The 18481-nt window shown below is 45.3% G+C and carries 15 protein-coding genes and 1 riboswitch; of the genes, 13 read left to right on the top strand and 2 right to left on the bottom strand.

Annotation, left to right across the window (positions count from 1 at the left end; all coding sequences use genetic code 11):
- Window positions 1–11: 11 nt before the first annotated feature.
- The gene (locus B3D47_RS12900; protein ID WP_286862359.1) at window positions 12–1211 is read right to left on the bottom strand and encodes a CynX/NimT family MFS transporter; all 1200 of its coding nucleotides are present in this window, start codon (window positions 1209–1211) and stop codon (window positions 12–14) included.
- A gap of 412 nt (window positions 1212–1623) precedes the next feature.
- Between B3D47_RS12900 and murG the strand changes: the two genes are divergently transcribed.
- The 7 genes from murG to lpxC all read left to right on the top strand — a co-directional run bounded on the left by murG (window position 1624) and on the right by lpxC (window position 9732).
- Window positions 1624–2721 (top strand): undecaprenyldiphospho-muramoylpentapeptide beta-N-acetylglucosaminyltransferase, encoded by a 1098-nt coding sequence (gene murG, locus B3D47_RS12895; protein WP_005220556.1) that lies wholly within the window; start codon window positions 1624–1626, stop codon window positions 2719–2721.
- A 12-nt stretch (window positions 2722–2733) separates the two neighbouring features.
- Window positions 2734–4182 carry a UDP-N-acetylmuramate--L-alanine ligase gene (gene murC / locus B3D47_RS12890; RefSeq protein ID WP_004890776.1) on the top strand — a complete coding sequence of 483 codons (1449 nt, stop codon included), beginning with the start codon at window positions 2734–2736 and terminating at the stop codon, window positions 4180–4182.
- 56 nt (window positions 4183–4238) lie between these two features.
- Window positions 4239–5168, top strand: a complete 930-nt coding sequence (locus tag B3D47_RS12885; protein WP_004813759.1) for a D-alanine--D-alanine ligase — start codon at window positions 4239–4241, stop codon at window positions 5166–5168.
- Window positions 5169–5171: 3 nt separating this feature from the next.
- Window positions 5172–6026: a cell division protein FtsQ/DivIB gene (locus B3D47_RS12880; RefSeq protein WP_180185333.1), complete on the top strand. Its 855-nt coding sequence runs from the start codon at window positions 5172–5174 to the stop codon at window positions 6024–6026.
- A gap of 66 nt (window positions 6027–6092) precedes the next feature.
- Window positions 6093–7355 carry a cell division protein FtsA gene (ftsA, locus tag B3D47_RS12875; RefSeq protein WP_286862353.1) on the top strand — a complete coding sequence of 421 codons (1263 nt, stop codon included), beginning with the start codon at window positions 6093–6095 and terminating at the stop codon, window positions 7353–7355.
- A gap of 160 nt (window positions 7356–7515) precedes the next feature.
- Window positions 7516–8703: a cell division protein FtsZ gene (gene ftsZ, locus B3D47_RS12870; protein ID WP_004813752.1), complete on the top strand. Its 1188-nt coding sequence runs from the start codon at window positions 7516–7518 to the stop codon at window positions 8701–8703.
- A 126-nt stretch (window positions 8704–8829) separates the two neighbouring features.
- Window positions 8830–9732, top strand: a complete 903-nt coding sequence (lpxC, locus tag B3D47_RS12865; RefSeq protein WP_004813751.1) for a UDP-3-O-acyl-N-acetylglucosamine deacetylase — start codon at window positions 8830–8832, stop codon at window positions 9730–9732.
- Window positions 9733–9830: 98 nt separating this feature from the next.
- Here the strand turns inward: lpxC and B3D47_RS12860 are convergent, their stop codons facing one another.
- Window positions 9831–10271 carry a DciA family protein gene (locus tag B3D47_RS12860; protein ID WP_004890764.1) on the bottom strand — a complete coding sequence of 147 codons (441 nt, stop codon included), beginning with the start codon at window positions 10269–10271 and terminating at the stop codon, window positions 9831–9833.
- A 108-nt stretch (window positions 10272–10379) separates the two neighbouring features.
- Here B3D47_RS12860 and B3D47_RS12855 point away from each other — a divergent pair, with 108 nt between their 5' ends.
- The 6 genes from B3D47_RS12855 (at window position 10380) to B3D47_RS12830 (ending at window position 18465) form a co-directional block, all read left to right on the top strand.
- A complete protein-coding gene (locus tag B3D47_RS12855; RefSeq protein ID WP_004813747.1) occupies window positions 10380–11078 on the top strand; it encodes a M23 family metallopeptidase in 699 nt (232 codons plus the stop codon).
- 331 nt (window positions 11079–11409) lie between these two features.
- Window positions 11410–14112, top strand: coding sequence for a pyruvate dehydrogenase (acetyl-transferring), homodimeric type (gene aceE, locus B3D47_RS12850; protein WP_163172484.1), 2703 nt, complete (start codon window positions 11410–11412; stop codon window positions 14110–14112).
- A gap of 2 nt (window positions 14113–14114) precedes the next feature.
- Window positions 14115–16145, top strand: coding sequence for a 2-oxo acid dehydrogenase subunit E2 (locus B3D47_RS12845; protein WP_286862350.1), 2031 nt, complete (start codon window positions 14115–14117; stop codon window positions 16143–16145).
- 88 nt (window positions 16146–16233) lie between these two features.
- A riboswitch (yybP-ykoY riboswitch) is annotated at window positions 16234–16377 on the top strand.
- Window positions 16378–16448: 71 nt separating this feature from the next.
- The gene (locus B3D47_RS12840) at window positions 16449–17024 is read left to right on the top strand and encodes a TMEM165/GDT1 family protein (RefSeq protein WP_004813742.1); all 576 of its coding nucleotides are present in this window, start codon (window positions 16449–16451) and stop codon (window positions 17022–17024) included.
- Between the two features lie 183 nt (window positions 17025–17207).
- On the top strand, window positions 17208–18005 hold the full coding sequence (locus B3D47_RS12835) for an MBL fold metallo-hydrolase (RefSeq protein WP_286862348.1): 798 nt from the start codon (window positions 17208–17210) through the stop codon (window positions 18003–18005).
- 94 nt (window positions 18006–18099) lie between these two features.
- A complete protein-coding gene (locus tag B3D47_RS12830) occupies window positions 18100–18465 on the top strand; it encodes a YkgJ family cysteine cluster protein (RefSeq protein WP_163172477.1) in 366 nt (121 codons plus the stop codon).
- Window positions 18466–18481 lie beyond the last annotated feature (16 nt).

Genomic DNA, 18481 nt, shown 5'->3' with positions numbered 1-18481 from the left:
TGAGGCTCTTTTTATTTACCATGCCGTCGGAACAGATAGCTGCTCATCATCAGACCGAGTACCGAAAGGCAGACAGTAACCAGTGCAATATTGGCCCATTGTCCAGTCGCAGAAACCAGTGATGCACTCAGTGGCGGGACAAAAAACTGTGCAAATGCCGAAACTTGAAGAACAAGACCGACACTGGCTGCCGCGGCATTGGCCTGAGGTGCGTATTTCAGGGTAATCGCAAAAACAGTCGTCGGAATAATTCCGCCAATCAGTGAAAACAATACAGCACTCAGTATCTGTAATTCCAGCATCAACCAGGAACGAGCAGCAAAGGCCAGAAAGCTGGTCAGCATCATGCTGATAAAACCAGTCCAGAGCAGGGTTTTCGGCTGCCAGCCACGTTGCAACAGCATACCGGCACCAAAGGTACCACCCAGATTGGAAACCACGACCAGTGAAGCCAACATACCTGCAGTTTTTAAATCAATCTGATTCGCGACATACATGCTCGGTAAAAAGCCGATTACAGTCAGCCACTGACTGGTATAACAGGCAAAAATTACCGCCAGACATAAAATTGGTGGATGAGTAATGGTGACCCGAACAATTTCCCAGAAAGAAGAACTTGTAGCCGATGATGATGCTGTTTCAGAGGTAGGTACTTGCGGTTCAAGATGCAGATAACGATGTACCATTAAGGCAATCAACAGACACAATCCACCGAGTAAAACCCAGATAGTCTGCCATTGCAGCCATTCCAGCAATATCGGAATACACAGAACGGCTAGACTCACCCCTACACCCATATAGGAACTCCACAGTCCCATCTTGAAATTCAGATGTTCTGGCCGGCTGATCCTTTTCAGAATGGCTGGTGCACACAGGGAGATGGTCAGGAAACCGATACCTTCAGTAAAACGAAAAAAATATAATGCAGTAACATGCTGAATCCAGAGTCCGGCAATACTGCTGAGTCCTAGAATCGTTAGCGCCAGAATCAGGCAACGTTTTAGACCAAATTTTTCAGAGAATGCACCACTACTGAGTGCAAACAGCATGCCTGCGCCTTGAACCAGAGACAAGGAAAAACCTGCTTGGGTAAAACTGAGTCCTAAGTCCTGCTGCAAAATTGGAATTACCGCAGAGAGTTTGCCGACATGAATGGCAGCCAGATAACCTGCCAGGATCACCCAGCTGTCATGCACTGAAATTTTTGACATCTGTCATCGCTTTATCTATTAAATCAATTCATTAAAGAATTGATGGTATTTATTCAGAATATAAATAACATAGAAAAAGAATAAATTTCATGCTGTTTAGACCTAAGTTTAGGTCTGAAAAATAGTGATCAGTGCAATAATGTTTTCGCTTCATCCTGCGATAAAATCTGTTTTATATCTATAAAAAAGAAATCATTGAAATCAATTAATAAAATCCGTTTTTTTTCTGAAAATTGAATAAAAATGCAGACCTGATTATAAATACAGTTTAAACTTTAAAATCGTGTGAAAAAAAACAATGAAACGCTCGTTGAAATAAAGTAAATAAACTTTCATGGCTTAGCGATTGTGATTACAATTGACGACTTAAATTACACATCCTGTTTATATTTTAGAATTGAAGAATTAGACCGTGACCGATGCTCAGCAAAAACAGCCTAAACATGTCATGATGATGGCCGCAGGTACCGGTGGACATGTATTTCCAGCGTTAGCCGTTGCAAAAGACTTAGAACAGCAGGGGATCAAAGTGTCCTGGTTGGCAACTCCGGCAGGCATGGAAAACCGACTTTTAAAAAACCATAATATTCCAATTTATCAGATTGATATTCAAGGCGTGCGCGGCAATGGCGTCGTGCGTAAATTGGCGGCACCGTTTAAAATTCTAAAAGCCACTCTCAGCGCCATGAAGTATATGAAGCAGCTGAAGGTGGATGCTGTAGCCGGTTTTGGTGGCTATGTCGCCGGTCCGGGTGGTCTGGCAGCGCGGATGCTGGGCATTCCTGTGATTATTCATGAGCAAAATGCTGTAGCCGGTTTTACCAATACCCAGCTGTCCCGTATTGCTAAAAAAGTCTGTCAGGCATTTCCGAATACTTTTCCGGCCCAAGATAAAATTGTCACTACAGGTAATCCGGTACGTAAAGAAATTACTGAAATTTTCAATCCGTCCTGGCGTTATCAGGAACGGGAAAAAGCTGGTCAGCCACTGCGTATTTTAATTGTCGGGGGTTCACTGGGCGCACAGGCACTCAATGAACGTGTGCCTGAAGCCTTAAAACAGCTGAATGTCCCATTGAATGTTTTTCATCAGTGCGGTCAAAATCATGCAGATGCGACGCGTGCCCGTTATGCTAATGCACCTGCAACTTTAAATGTTGAAGTACAGCCATTTATTGAAGATATGGCACAGGCCTATAGCGATGCGGACTTAATTATCTGCCGTGCCGGTGCGTTGACCGTAACTGAAATTGCTACAGCAGGCGTGGCCGCAATCTTTGTGCCATTACCAAGTGCGGTAGATGATCACCAAACCGCCAATGCCCGATTCCTGGCGAATCTTGGCGCAGCAAAAATCTGCCCGCAAGCCACAATGACCCCAGACAGTCTAAAAGCGCTGCTGGAACCGATGCTGAATCGCCAGCTTCTTATGGAAATGGCTATAAAAGCACGCCAGCAGGCTCAACCAGATGCAACCCAACACGTGGTTCGTTTAATTCAAGAATTGTAAACCGAGTAAATTATGTCTCCATCAACTCCAGCTGACCAAGCGAAAAAATTAATCAAAGTGCCAGAAATGCGCCGTATCAAACACATTCATTTTGTGGGGATCGGCGGTGCTGGCATGTGTGGTATTGCTGAAGTATTGAAAAACCAGGGTTATAAAGTCTCTGGTTCAGATATTAAAGCGTCCAAAACCACGGCTCAGCTGGAAGAAAATGGAATTAAGGTGTACATCGGTCATGCCGCTGAAAATATTCAGGGTGCCAATGTCATTGTGGTTTCAACCGCCATTGATCCTGAAAATCCGGAAATTAAGACTGCGATTGAAAAGCGTATTCCAGTGGTTCGCCGTGCTGAAATGCTGGGTGAATTGATGCGCTACCGTCACGGTATTGCAGTAGCAGGTACTCACGGTAAAACGACAACCACCAGTCTGGTGACTTGTATGTTGGCCGAAGAAAATCTTGATCCCACCTATGTGATCGGTGGCTTGCTGAATCGTACGGGTGTGAATGCTGCATTGGGTGCCAGTCGTTATATCGTGGCAGAAGCAGATGAATCAGATGCCTCTTTCCTGCACCTGCAGCCAATGGCGACCATTGTCACCAATATCGATGCTGATCATATGGATACTTATGGCGGCAGCTTTGATGTGCTGAAAGATACTTTCGTTCAGTTCCTGCAAAAACTTCCGTTCTACGGCCTAGCCGTGGTATGTGGTGATGATGCCAATATACGCGAAATTATGCCGCGGATCGGTCGCCCACTCCTTACCTATGGTTTCAATGAAGACAATGACATTCGTGCAGTTGATATTGAACAGGATGGCATGCAGTCGCACTTTACGGTATTGCGTAAAGATCGTGAGCCGCTACGTGTTACGATCAATATGCCGGGTGCACACAATATTCTGAATTCACTGGCAGCAATTGGTATTGCGACTGATGAAGGCGTTTCTGATGCTGCGATTTGCCGTGCCTTGGAAAGCTTTAGCGGTGTTGGTCGTCGCTTCCAAGTGCAAGGTCAGTTCGAGCTTGAAGGCGGTGATGTGAAGCTGGTGGATGACTATGGTCACCATCCTAAAGAAGTTGAAGCAACCATCAAGGCGGCACGTGCCAGCCATCCAGACCGTCGTCTGGTAATGATGTTCCAGCCGCACCGTTTTAGCCGTACCCGTGACTGTTTTGAAGACTTTGTCGATGTATTGTCCACGGTAGATCAGTTGTTATTACTAGAAGTTTATTCAGCAGGGGAGAAACCAATCGTTGGTGCAGATAGCCGTGCTCTGGCGCGCAGTATTCGTCTGCGTGGTGAGGTAGAGCCGATTCTGGTTGATCCGGTTGAAGGAAACCTCAGCAATGTCATGAAAAATGTGCTACAAGCAAATGACCTGCTGCTGACTCAGGGTGCCGGTAATGTAGGTGCAATTTCAATTGAACTTGCTCAGAATCATCTATATGTAAAATAGTCGCCGTGTGTGGCTTAGATAGAATTGACCAGATTTAAAAGTTTAAGGATATAAACGTGTCAAATGCTTCAAAATTCGGAAAAGTTGCTGTATTGCTTGGTGGTAAATCTGCAGAGCGTGAGGTTTCGCTAGACAGTGGTACGGCAGTGCTTGAGGCATTGCTGCGTTCTGGGGTGAACGCCGAAGGCTTCGATCCTCAGGAGCGCAGTATCACGGAACTGACAGCTTATGATCGTGCTTTCATCGTACTGCATGGTCGTGGTGGTGAAGATGGGCAGATTCAAGGTGCACTGGAGTGGCTGAATATTCCTTATACTGGTACAGGCGTACAGGGTTCAGCGATTGGTATGGACAAGGTTAAAACCAAGCAGGTTTGGCAAGGTTCAGAACTGCCAACAGCACCTTACCGTATTGTGACCAAAGATTCGAATGCTGAAGAAATCGTTGCAGCACTCGGCTTGCCACTGATTATCAAGCCAGTGCATGAAGGCTCAAGCATTGGTATGAGCAAGGTTGAGAAAATCGAAGACTTTGCCACTGCCATTGCGAAAGCGACTGAACATGATGCCATTGTGATGGCAGAGAAATGGATTACCGGTCGTGAATTCACTATTGTTTTGTTAAATGGTCAGGCACTTCCAGTAATTCGTTTGCAACCACCAGAAGATGTGGCTTTCTACGACTATGAAGCCAAATATAACCGTAATGATGTACAGTACGGCATTCCATGCGGTCTAAGCGAAACAGAAGAAAAAGAACTGCAAGCCTTGGCTTTACGGGCTTTCCAGGCAGTAGGTGCTAGCGGTTGGGGCCGTATTGATGCCATGCAGGATCAGGATGGTAAGTTCTGGCTACTTGAAGTGAACACGGTGCCAGGCATGACCAGTCATTCTTTGGTGCCAAAAGCGGCAGCAGCAGTAGGCTATAGTTTTGAAGCGCTATGTGTGGCGATTCTGGAACAAACCCTGAACGGTGTGGCTCACTAAGATATGGCTCAACTTCCTGCATCCATGCGCCGCAAACGTGCTGCGATTACATCAATTCACGACAAGCCGCCCACACGAAAAGAAAAAATGGCCAATCTAGGTGGTTGGTTACTGCTGTGTGTGGCGTTTGTAGTACTTGCTGCAGGAATACTGGGATTCTATCGTGTGATGACCGATGCCCAGGTAGCAGAGCTTGAAGTGACTGGTTCTCGTTCGGCGGCAGAAGAACGTCAGATCCTGCAACATGTATCGCCAATTATTACCGAAAATTATTTTACCTCGGATTTAAGATCAGTCCGTGATAAAACTTTAGAATTATCTTGGGTAGATCGTGTTGTAGTATCACGTGCTTGGCCGAATGCAATTCGGGTACGGGTAATGCCACATCATGCAATTGCACGTTGGGGCACTGGACGTCTGCTCAGTGATAGCGGAAAAATTTTCACGGAAGTACTTCCTCAGAGTTATCCTGAATTGCCGTTACTGCATGGTCCTGCCAGCCAGGCCAAAACCATGATGCGTCGCTATAACGAAATTAATCAGCTGTTCGCACCGCATGGCATTCGTTTAAAAGAATTATATCTAACAGAGCGCATGACATGGTTTATGCAGTTTGATTCGGGATTACGCGTGATTGTGGATCAGGATCAAACCATGAGCAAGCTGCAACGTCTTAGCCATCTTTCCTATAGCGATTTGAAGCCAGTTTGGTCTAGAATTTCTTCAATTGATCTGCGCTATAGAAATGGGCTTGCGATTCAGTGGAAGAATGCAGTTCCACCAAAGATACAAAATGGTCATTTTATTGTAACGAATAATGACACCGGCGTTGAGAACGGCGTTACAGTAAAGCCATAATGTTCGGCTTTGAAAAATAGAGGCTTAGAGCCATAAATTAAACACAGGTAATGGTAGTAACGAATAATGAATGAAGCTGTTCCCTCAGTTGTTGCGATTGACATTGGGACGCACAAAGTTTCAGTTTTGATTGGTAAGGTACATGCGCCAGACAATATCCAGGTCATTGGGATGGCGACTGCTCGTAACCGAGGCATGAATAAAGGGAAAATTGTAAGTCTCGATAAAGTCATTACCGCAATAAAAAATGCCGTTCAAGAAGCGGAAGACATGGCGGAATGTCGTGTACATTCAGCCTGGATTTCAATTCCAAGTGCGGAGCTGAAAAGCTTTTATGCTTCAGGCCGTACTTCAGTTGACAATGCAGAACATACAATTACCACCAGTGAAGTGGTGCGCGCGCTTGAACTGGCCAAAGCCAGTCATCAGACCTCAGATCATTATCTGGTCAGCGCAGTTCCACTAGGTTTCGAGCTGGATGATGCACCGGAATGGGTATTGAATCCGATCCGTATGTCGGCGCACAGCATGACCGGGCATTATCATTTAATGATGTTGCCAATTAGCACCATGCAGAATATTGACCGTGCCCTGAAAGGCGCCAATATTGGTGTAGAGCGCATGGTGGTATCATGTCTGGCCACTGCTGAAGCCAGCTTGCTGAAAGATGAAAAAGAATATGGGGTATGTCTGGTCGACATCGGTGCCGGAACCACAAATCTTGCAGTTTACCTGGATGGTCGTCTGGCATTGACCCATACCATTCAGCGTGGTGGGGAACATGTAACACGTGATATCGCAGCCGTGTTACAGACTACCACTGAAGAAGCTGAGCGTATTAAGCTGTTATATGGTTGTGTCGATCTGAAAGTGGTAAAACCGGACCATATGATTCAGTTCCAGGGTATTGATGGTCCGCAGACTATTAGCCGGATTGAACTGACCGAAATTATTATTGCGCGTTATAGTGAAATTCTGGGCTTGGTGCGTGATGAACTGGAAAACAGTGGTGCAATGCAGGGTCTGTACCATGGTGTGGTATTAACGGGTGATGCCAGCCATATTGAAGGTATGGTCAGCTATGTACGCCGCACTTTAGGTATATCGGCGCATTTGGGTAATCCGCCAGCGCCAGTACATGCAGATGAAGCACATCAGGCAGCGCTACGTCGTTCGCAGTACGCTACAGCTGCAGGTCTGCTGATGTTCAGCCAGAGTGACGCGCAGGAAACTATCGTAGAATCGGAAGAAAATGAAAGACTGTCGGTGACTCAGCGCGTTAAACGTGCCTGGACAGGCTTTAATGAAACATTGAAGTCAATTTTTTAGTCGACATTTATTGTGAATATTGTTGAGAAGTTGTAGTAAAAAATGCTTGCACTTGACAACTGAGTTGTGGAGCAGCATTCTTAAAAACAATTTTTTATTAAGATCAGGGCAGTATACGGGCTTAGTGACTGCCAGTACTAAATTAGGAATTTTATAGGTCATGGCCTCATTTGAATTTTTTGAAGACGATCAAGACGATAGCATTGGTCAAGCCCGTTTCACTGTCTTTGGTGTAGGGGGTGCGGGTGGTAATGCTGTACAGCATATGCTGCAATCAGACATCCAGGGTGTAAAATTTGTCTGTGCCAATACTGACAAACAGGCACTGGATCGCATGGAAGCTGAATTTAAAATTCAGCTGGGCGAACAAAGTACCCGTGGTCTAGGTGCAGGTGCAAACCCACAAGTCGGTCAAGCGGCAGCAGAAGAAAGCCGTGAACTGATCCGCCAGCATCTTGAAGGCACAGATATGGTATTCGTGACTGCTGGTATGGGCGGCGGTACAGGTACCGGTGCGGCACCAGTGGTTGCAGAAATTGCTAAAGAAATGGGTATCCTGACAGTTGGTGTCGTGACTACGCCATTCAACTTTGAAGGTAAACGCCGTTTACAGTCCGCTGAGAAAGGTATTCAAGCCCTGGAACAGCACGTGGATTCCCTGATCATCATTCCAAACCAGCGCCTGCTGAAAGTATTCCGTGACATCTCGATGAAAGATGCTTACAAGAAAGCGGATGACGTTCTGTTAAACGCAGTACGCAGTATCTTTGATCTTGTGGTACGTCCAGGCCATATCAACCTTGACTTCGCCGATCTGAAAACAGCGATGAGCACACGTGGCTATGCCATGATGGGTGTAGGTCTTGGTCGTGGTGAAAACCGTGCACGTCAGGCAGCTGAACAGGCAATTCGTAGCCCATTACTGGATAACGTTACTATCATGAATGCCAAAGGCATCCTGATTAACGTGACTGGTGGTGATGATGTAACCTTCGGTGAAATTGAAGAAATTACCGATGTTGTGAACCAGATCGTGGATCTGGACGAAGGTCAAGTCTTCTATGGTACCGTATTCGATCCAGATGCGCGTGATGAAATTAGCGTAACTGTAATCGCAACAGGTCTAACCCGTAACTCGGCAGATGCTGCTGAGCCTGCGAAACGTACCAATGTACAGCAGTCACGTCCTGCAACAGCCCCGGCTGCAGTAGATGAAGATGATGTGCCAGCGATTCAGCGTCAACAAACTGGTGCAGGTGCGGCAGCGACGCCGGCAGCCTCTGTTTCAAGCCCACGTCCAACGCCAATGAGTATTCAGGATTATCTTAAAAATCAACAACGTAAGTAATATGTAACAATATGTGTTTACGATGATTCAACAGAAAAGGTGGCTTTAGGGCCACCTTTTTGTTTTTTATCAATGGCTAAATATGCTAACGTATAGCGGTTTTGTTGATGAACAGATGATAAAAGCATGTTGAAACAGCGTACCCTGAAACGTGTCGTGAAAGCGAGCGGTATCGGTCTTCATAGTGGGCAGAAAGTCATGATTAACTTCGTGCCACACCATGCCGATGGGGGAATTGTATTTCGACGCATCGATCTGAATCCACCAGTTGACATTCCCGCCAATGCCATGCTGATCCAGGAAGCCTTCATGTGCTCGAATCTGGTTCAGGAAAATGCCAAAGTGGGTACCATTGAGCATGTCATGAGTGCTATTGCCGGCTTGGGCATCGATAACCTGATTATTGAAGTGTCAGCTTCTGAAGTGCCCATCATGGACGGTAGTGCTGGGCCATTTATCTATCTGCTGATGCAGGGTGGACTTCAGGAACTGCAGGCACCAAAGAAATTTATTAAAATCATCAAACCTGTAGAAGCGCTTATTGATGATAAGCGTGCGGCTTTTAGCCCGCATGAAGGCTTTCAGCTTAACTTCACCATCGACTTTGATCATCCTGCTTTCAAGAAAGAATATCAGTCTGCCACCATCGACTTCTCTACTGAAACCTTTGTATATGAAGTCAGTGAAGCACGTACCTTTGGCTTTATGAAAGATTTGGACTATCTCAAAGCCAATAATCTGGCACTTGGTGCAAGTCTGGAAAACGCGATTGGCGTGGATGAAACTGGGGTAGTCAATGAAGAAGGGTTACGTTTTTCAGATGAATTTGTGCGTCACAAGATTTTGGATGCTGTCGGTGACTTATATCTGATGGGTCACCAGATTATCGCTAAATTCGACGGTTACAAGTCCGGACATGCCTTAAATAACCAGCTTTTGCGTAATGTCAGCAGTGATCCGGATAGCTATGAAATTGTAACATTTGATGACATTGAAACTTGTCCAATTCCTTATGTGAATGTGACATAAGTCATTGTCTTTTAGTGTGTATGTTATATTATAACAATGTAGAATGAGAACTGGTTCTCGCAATTTACATTGTAAATCAACATAATTTGATTTGTATGTTATTTTTTATTGCTTGCCAAACGTAGTAAAGCTTGGCTAAGCTTAGGGTCGCTTATAAAGTCAGCAGCACTACGGAGCATATCCTGTGTTTCTGGGCTTAAGGCTCTTTCGGATTTTTCTGTAATCAAAGGTGTTTTGGATGGATTTCGTAAACACACTTGCAGTTTGGTTAAGTCCTTTAATTCGCTAATTTGAGAGAGTTGTGAAACGTATTGCTTCTGTAAGTAGGCCAATTGAGAAATCATGGCCTGGTTTTCACCAGTAAGCGTTAACACACCATTTTGATAGCAGACAACCTGCCAATGTTCCGGTTGGGGCAACAAAGGTTGAATGAGTTTTGTAAGTTTCTGCCATGCAGCAACTTGTGATGAGAGAAACGAGAAGTTTCCTGTTTTTATGTGTTTTCTTGTTTGTTGAAAAACGTTGACAGGTTCAGACATACATCATTCCTACATGATTATGCCTTAATCTTATGCGCTCTTTTCGGTAGATATCAAGGAAGAGATCACCCAAGGAACTCGATTAAAACAGTTTTAGAGAGGTTTTTTATGCATTTGCGACGTATTTTGTTGGCATTTTCCCTGGCGAGTTCAGCTGCTTCTGTAGCATTCGCAGATTTAGTGGATCTAAATCAGGAAAGTGGATCCGTCGATCGTCTTGAGCAGCTTACACGGACTTTAGCACAGGGCGCTTACACACAATCAGATGATGTTTATATCCCTGCTGAAACCAAATTAAGTGTTCAGCTCCGTGAGAAGCCAGTTGAGCTCAACAATGCAACGATTGAGAAAAAATACGGCGCTTCTAAGTCTACATCTAAATCTTCTTCAAGTTTTTCATCTTCTCCATATTCCTGGTTAGTTGCACATCCTCTGCCAAACCTGAAACGTGTCAGCTCTGACTTTGGTGGGCGTACCATGAATGGTCGCGCTGAAAACCATTCTGGTCTGGATATGTCTGCACCAAGCGGTACACCGATCTATGCGACGGGGCCTGGTATTGTGACCAAGTCAGGTTGGGGTACAGGTTACGGCCAATACGTGGAAATTAATCACGGTAATGGTTACCTAACTCGTTATGCACATGCTTCACGTCTGATTGCACGTGTGGGTGATCGCGTAGAAGCAGGTGAGCACATTGCCAACGTAGGATGTACAGGTCGCTGTACAGGCCCGCATTTACACTATGAAGTAGTAAAAGACGGTCAGCGTAAGAATCCTTCAACTTATCTTGCCATGCTGCCATAAGGCCTGTCAGGTCATTTAAGCTACCCTGTACATAACACCTACAGAAAAAGCACATCCATATTTAAAAGTAATAAATCTCTGGTCTCTTTCTAAAATGAGAGAAACTGGAGATTTATTGCTTTCAGGTCTTAATTTATCACTAAAAAATATGATCAATGTATAATTTTGATTCTTTACTGACTCAGATTTGTATCTTTGTGTAATAAATGATCAATAGGTATTTAGCTGCTAAATACCCTGGCATTCGCGCATTCAGCGTGGGCGATACCTGTCACTGCCCTAAATATGATACATATAAACGATTAATGTAGATCTTTAGGAACAGTAGATTATGGCGTTTTATGGCGATACAGACGCGCAAGAAACTCAAGAATGGCAAGACGCTTTTGACTCTGTTTTGCAACACATGGGCACTGAGCGTGCAGCTTTCTTATTAGAGAAACTTTATCAGCGCGCGATTGCTAAGCATGTTCCCATTCAGCGTTTAAATACTCCTTACTTAAACACGATTTCTGTTGAAGAACAACCACCTATGCCGGGTGACCAGGACATGGAGCGCCGTATTCGTGCGTTGATCCGCTGGAATGCACTGGCGATGGTTCTTCGCGCGAACAAAACTGGCGATGATCTAGGTGGCCACTTGGCCAGTTTTGCATCATCCGCAACATTATATGATGTAGGCTTTAACCACTTCTTCCGTGCCAATAGCGACAACTTCGGCGGTGACATGATCTATTATCAAGGTCACTGTGCTCCGGGTATCTATGCACGTTCATTTCTGGAAGGCCGTTTAACGGAAGACCATTTAAATAACTTTCGTCGTGAAGTAGATGGCGTTGGCTTACCTTCTTATCCACATCCATATTTGATGCCGGATTACTGGCAATTCCCGACTGTATCGATGGGTCTGGGTCCGATTATGTCGATCTACCAGGCACACATTCAAAAGTATTTGATGAACCGTGGCTTGATCAAGGAAGAAGATCGTAAAGTCTGGGCTTACCTGGGCGATGGTGAGATGGATGAACCAGAAAGTACCGGTGCAATCTCTCTGGCTGGCCGTGAAAAGTTAGATAACTTGATTTGGGTGGTCAACTGTAACCTGCAGCGTCTTGATGGCCCGGTACGTGGTAACGGCAAGATCATCCAGGAACTTGAGTCGCTATTCCGTGGTGCAGGCTGGCGCGTCATTAAAGTCGTTTGGGGCCGTCATTGGGATCCATTGCTTGCCAAAGATGAAACTGGCGCTCTAAAAGCGATTATGGAAGAAGCGGTAGACGGCGATTACCAACGTTATCAAGTAAAAGGTGGTGCTTATACACGTGCGCACTTCTTTGGTAAATACCCAGAAGCTGAAGAGCTGGTTAAAGGTTTAAGTGATGAAGACATCGACAACTTGAACCGCGGTGGTCACGATCCATTCAAAGTATATGCAGCCTATGCAGAAGCAATGAAATCCACAGGTCAGCCAACTGTTATCTTGGCGAAAACAGTGAAAGGCTATGGCCTGTCTGAAGAAATTGAAGCGGTGAATAAGACTCACCAAATCAAGAAAATGCAGCTTGAGTCGTTGAAATATGTACGTAACCGTTTCAACTTGCCATTTACTGATGAGCAGTTAGAAGAAGTTCCATTCTACCGTCCAAGCGAAAACTCGCCTGAGTTGAAATATATGAAGGCACGTCGTGAGGCGCTCGGTGGTTACCTGCCTGCACGTCGTAAGGAAAGCGAACAGCTTGCGATTCCAGAACTGTCGGTATTTGACGCAGTACTTGCAGGTTCTAACGGTAAGCAACAATCAACCACCATGGTGATGGTTCGTTTAATTTCTTCATTATTGAAAGAAAAAGCCATCAAAGACCGCGTGGTTCCAATCGTTCCAGATGAAGCACGTACATTTGGTCTGGAAGGTATGTTCCGTCAGCTGGGCATTTATGCTGCACATGGTCAAAAATACACGCCTGAAGACCAGGAACAATTGATGCATTACCGTGAAGCAAAAGACGGTCACATGCTTCAAGAAGGGATTAATGAAGCGGGTGCGATGAGTGCCTGGGCTGCGTTGGCAACCAGTTATTCAACCAATAACCTGCCAATGATTCCAATGTACATGTACTACTCTATGTTTGGTTTCCAGCGTATTGGTGACATTGCATGGGCAGCAGGTGATGCGCAAGCACAAGGCTTCTTGCTCGGTGCCACAGCAGGTCGTACTACATTAAATGGTGAAGGCTTACAGCACCAGGATGGCCACTCGCATATTCTTGCGAATACGATTCCAAACTGTATTTCTTATGATCCTTGCTTTGGTTATGAGCTTGCCGTGATTGTTCACGATGGCTTGAAGCGTATGTACGTGAATCAAGAGCGTGTGTTCTACTACTTAACCGTAATGAACGAAAACTACGAGCATCCTGCAATGCCACAAGGTGTTGAAGAAGGCATCAAACGTGGTATGTATCTGCTGGAAGAAGACGAGAAAGCGACTGTCCAGTTGCTTGGTTCAGGTGTGATTCTGCGTGAAGTGATCAAAGCTGCGAAGATCCTGCGTGAAGAATATCAAATCCATTCAAACGTATACAGCGTAACCAGTTTCAACGAGCTGGCACGTGATGGTATGGCGTGTGAAGAGTACAACCGTTTACATCCATTAGCTGAAGAAGTCAAAGAGTCTTGGGTTGCTCAGCAACTGCGTAGCACAAACGGTATCGTTGTTTCTGCAACAGACCATATGCGTGCGTATAGTGAGCAAATCCGTGCCTACCTTCCAGACAACCGCCCATTCGTTGCATTAGGTACTGATGGTTATGGTCGTTCCGATACACGTGCCAAACTTCGTAGCTACTTCGGTGTAGATGCTGCTCATATTGTGGTTGCTACATTGAAGAAACTGGCTGACGAAGGTGAAGTAGATGCGCGTCTAGTGAAAGATGCGATTTCTAGCTTCGAGCTGGATACTGATCGTCCAGTTGCATGGGCGCCACAAGCAACGCCTGAACTACACGCTGTTGCTGACTACAAGGAGGAGAACTAATCATGCAAATTACGACTCCTGATATTGGTGTAGATAAGGCAACAGTTGCTGAAATTCTGGTGAAAGTGGGTGATACCATTGCCATCGATGAAAGCATTGTGCTGCTGGAATCTGACAAAGCCTCTGTTGAAGTGCCTAGCACTTCAGCAGGCGTGGTAAAAAGCATTCTGGTTAATCAGGGTGATGAAGTATCTGAAGGTGCAGTACTCATTGAATTAGAGGCTGAAGACGATGCCAATGCTGTAGAAACCCAGCAAGCTGATGTGTCTGATAAAACTTCGGAAAATACCCCGACTTCATTACCTGATGATGAAATCCTCCAGGAAGTGGCTTCACATCAGCCGGGCACCGCGGCTAAACAAAGCCAGGCACCTGCTGCTAATAGCGTTGCATCTGCGACTGTTGAAGTGAAAGTGCCAGATATCGGTGTAGAAAAAGCACTGGTGGGTGAAATTCTGGTACAGGTCGGTGATGAAATCACGGTTGATCAAAGCATCGTGGTCGTAGAGTCTGATAAAGCAACTGTTGAAGTTCCAAGCACCGTCGATGGCACAGTAGAAGCTATTCAAATTAAGGAAGGCGATACCGTTAAAGAAGGTGTGGTTATTCTGACAGTGAAAACTGCAGCTTCAGCATCGGTTCAGCAATCAGCTCCTGAGTCGGCTGAACAGGTTTCTGCACCAGCAGCACCTGAAGCCAAAGCTGAAGCAGTTACACAAGCACCCGCAGCGCCTGCGGGTGATGTGGAAGTGAAAGTACCTGACTTGGGTGTCGACAAAGCTGCTGTAGCAGAAATTCTGGTACAGGTCGGTGACAAGGTTGAGAAAGACCAAAGCATCATCGTGGTGGAATCGGATAAGGCGACTGTCGAAGTGCCAAGCACGACTGCAGGTGTGATCAAGTCAATTCATGTCGAGCTCGGCCAGAACGTTTCTGAAGGCATTGCCCTGATTACGATTGAAGCTGCAGGGCAGGCAGCACCTGCGACAGCTCCGGCTCCAGAAGCAGAAGTGTCAGCAGCTAAAACGGTACCTATACCAGCTGCAGTGCCAAAAGCTGAGACTGCTACTGCACCTGAAACACAAAATGCAGACAAGCTCACCAAAGAGCAGAACGCTGCCAATGCCAAAGTCTATGCTGGTCCTGCAGTTCGTAAGCTTGCACGTGAGCTGGGTGTGGTACTTGCTGAAGTCAAAGCATCTGGTCCGCATGCACGCCTGATGAAAGAAGATCTGTTTGCATACGTGAAAACACGTCTGACTGCACCGGCACCTGCTGCAGTTGCGCCAGCCGCGGCTGCACCCGCAGGCTTGCCAAAACTACCAAGCTTCGATGCATTTGGTGGCGTGGAAGAGAAAGCCTTGACGCGTTTGCAGCAGGTTTCTATTCCGCAGTTGTCTCTCAATAATTACATCCCGCAAGTGACACAGTTCGACTTGGCCGATATTACTGAACTTGAAGCATGGCGTAATGAACTTAAAGGCAACTTTAAGAAAGAAGGCCTAAGCCTGACTATTATGTCATTCATTATCAAGGCAGTAGCACACCTGCTGAAAGAAGAGCGTGAATTTGCAGGTCATTTGTCAGATGACGGTAAGTCAGTCCTGTTGCGTAACGAAATCCATATGGGGATTGCAGTCGCAACACCAGATGGTTTGACGGTTCCTGTACTGCGTAATCCAGATCAAAAATCCATTAAGCAAATTTCGAAAGAATTGGGTGAACTGGGTCAAAAAGCACGTGATAAGAAACTTTCACCGAAAGATCTGCAAGGTGCGAATTTCACGATTTCAAGTCTTGGAGCAATTGGTGGTACAGCGTTTACCCCACTTGTGAACTGGCCACAAGTTGCAATCCTGGGTATTTCACCTGCGACCATGCAACCGGTTTGGAATGGTGAGGGCTTTGATCCACGCTTAATGCTTCCATTGTCATTGTCATACGATCATCGTGTGATTAATGGTGCAGATGCGGCACGCTTCACCAATAAATTAACCAAATTGTTAAAAGATATTCGTAGCCTATTGATCTAATTCATTAATGCTTTAATAGAAAGACCCTGCTCCGGCAGGGTTTTTTTATATTACGATTTGTAAATATGGATGCTCTTGATTATAATGAGCTTACTTCATTGGGGAGTAGCCGCCTTTTGCGCAAAGCGAAAGGGTGATGGTCAACATATTTGTCCTGAACCGGACATGGTCATCATAGCAAAGAACCAAATGAGCTTCTCGAAGCTTTCTTTTGTTGGCAAGACCTTTGATTTACCATTCTGCAGATTTTGGCTGGCGGGAAGGGTAAGTCATCGGTAGCACATGCCAGCCAGAGAAAGACACATGTACGAATTCCTTCTTTCAACTGCCATCGTAGCACTTGCCGAAATGGGCGATAAGACCCAATTGCTTGCCTTGCTGCTTGCCGCGCGATTCAGAAAGCCTGTTCCTATTCTTATTGCGATCTTGCTAGCGACCTTGATCAACCACGGTTTGTCTGCGGTATTGGGTCAGTGGATTACTACGGTCATCAGTCCAGATGTGTTGTTATGGGTTGTTTCAATTGGTTTTATTGCCATGGCGATCTGGATGCTGATTCCGGATGAACTTGGTGATGAATCTTCTAGCATTAACAAATGGCAAAAATTGGGGGTATTTGGTGCGACTTTTATCTTGTTCTTCTTGGCAGAAATTGGTGACAAAACCCAAGTTGCAACTGTAGCCCTGGCAGCACGTTTTGACAGTGTGCTTTGGGTGATGCTGGGAACCACAATAGGTATGATGATTGCCAATGCACCGGCAGTTTTTATTGGGGATAAGCTGGCAAACCGCTTGCCAATCGCCTTGATTCACAAAATTGGTGCGTTGATCTTCCTGTTGATTGGTATTGGTACCTTGCTCAAACATTATTATTTCTAATTCATAAGAATAATATATTAAATCCTGAGCTAAAAACTCGGGATTTTTTATTGTGAAATAGCTCTCAAAATGCTGATAAATAAGGCTATATAGACATTTTTATTTATTGTAAGTTTCTCTGAATGCTTATATGTTAACAACAACACAAAAATCATTTTTAAATGTATAAAATTGGGGAAAGTTATGGCTTTTGAACGTACCACATCACAGGTTTTATTTGATGATGGCATCCACAAGTGCATTAGTTTTACCAGCCTGGTAAAAGGTGAAGGCGTTCAGGCCAACCAGTTTTTAATTATTGATAATAACCGTGCGGCAGTACTGGATCCGGGTGGTGACCTGACTTATGTGCCGCTCACCATGGAACTGAACAAATATACCCGTCTGGCCAATCTGGATTATGTCATGGCCTCGCATCAGGATCCGGACATTATCACTTCGATGCCGCGCTGGTTAGTCTATACCGATGCCAAAGTGGTTGCATCCAAGCTTTGGGCACGTTTCTTGCCGCACCTGAACTCGGCCTTTATGAGTGACCGCATGAAAGGTAACTGGTTAGATCGTCTGGTGGAGCTGCCGGATCATGGCCAGATTATCAAACTGGGCAATTCCAATATTGTGGCAATTCCTGCTCATTTTCTGCATTCAGTCGGTAATTTCCAATTCTATGACCCGATTGCAAAAATTCTGTTTTCAGGCGATATGGGCGCGTCTATGGTCGAAGACGCTTCGCGTCCACTAGAAAACTTTGCGGCGCATATTCCGAAAATGAAAGGCTTTCACCAGCGCTATATGTGTAATAACAAGGTGATCCGTCTCTGGGTACAAATGGTACGTACCATGGATATAGAAATGATCGTGCCACAGCACGGTACACCGTTTGTGGGCAAAGAGCAGATCAATCAGTTCCTGGACTGGATTGAAACCCTGGAATGTGGCACTGACTTAATGGATGAAACGGTATTTACCTGTCCGGAATAACAGGAAAAATTAAAAAAATACTTGAGTGAAAAAACAACATTTTTTATATTTTCGGATTCCAAAAAATCTTTTTGATGACGAGAATTTATAAAAAATGTTGTCTCAAGTTCCAACACAGGATGCATGTTTAAGTTGTGGCGCATGTTGCGCCCATTTCAGGGTGTCGTTTTACTGGGCCGAGGGCATTCCGATGCCAGAGCACTATACGGAACCTGTTACATCGGTGTATTCGTGTATGGCAGGGACCAATCAGAAAAATCCGCGCTGTATTGCATTACAAGGTACGATTGGTGAGCAGGTCAGTTGTGGTATGTATGAGCTACGCAGTACTTCATGTAAGGAAGTACAGGTTGCAGGTGCGCAGTGTAATAAAGCCCGCATTGCCCATAATATGATTCCATTCATCCAGATCGATCGGGATGAAGCCGGGAATGACGATAACTTTGAGCGCGTCAGCTAAATCTGCATGCAAGATT

The organism is Acinetobacter sp. UBA3461, assembly GCF_002381195.1.
GTDB lineage: Bacteria > Pseudomonadota > Gammaproteobacteria > Pseudomonadales > Moraxellaceae > Acinetobacter > Acinetobacter schindleri.
This window is presented reverse-complemented; position numbering and strand designations above follow the sequence as displayed.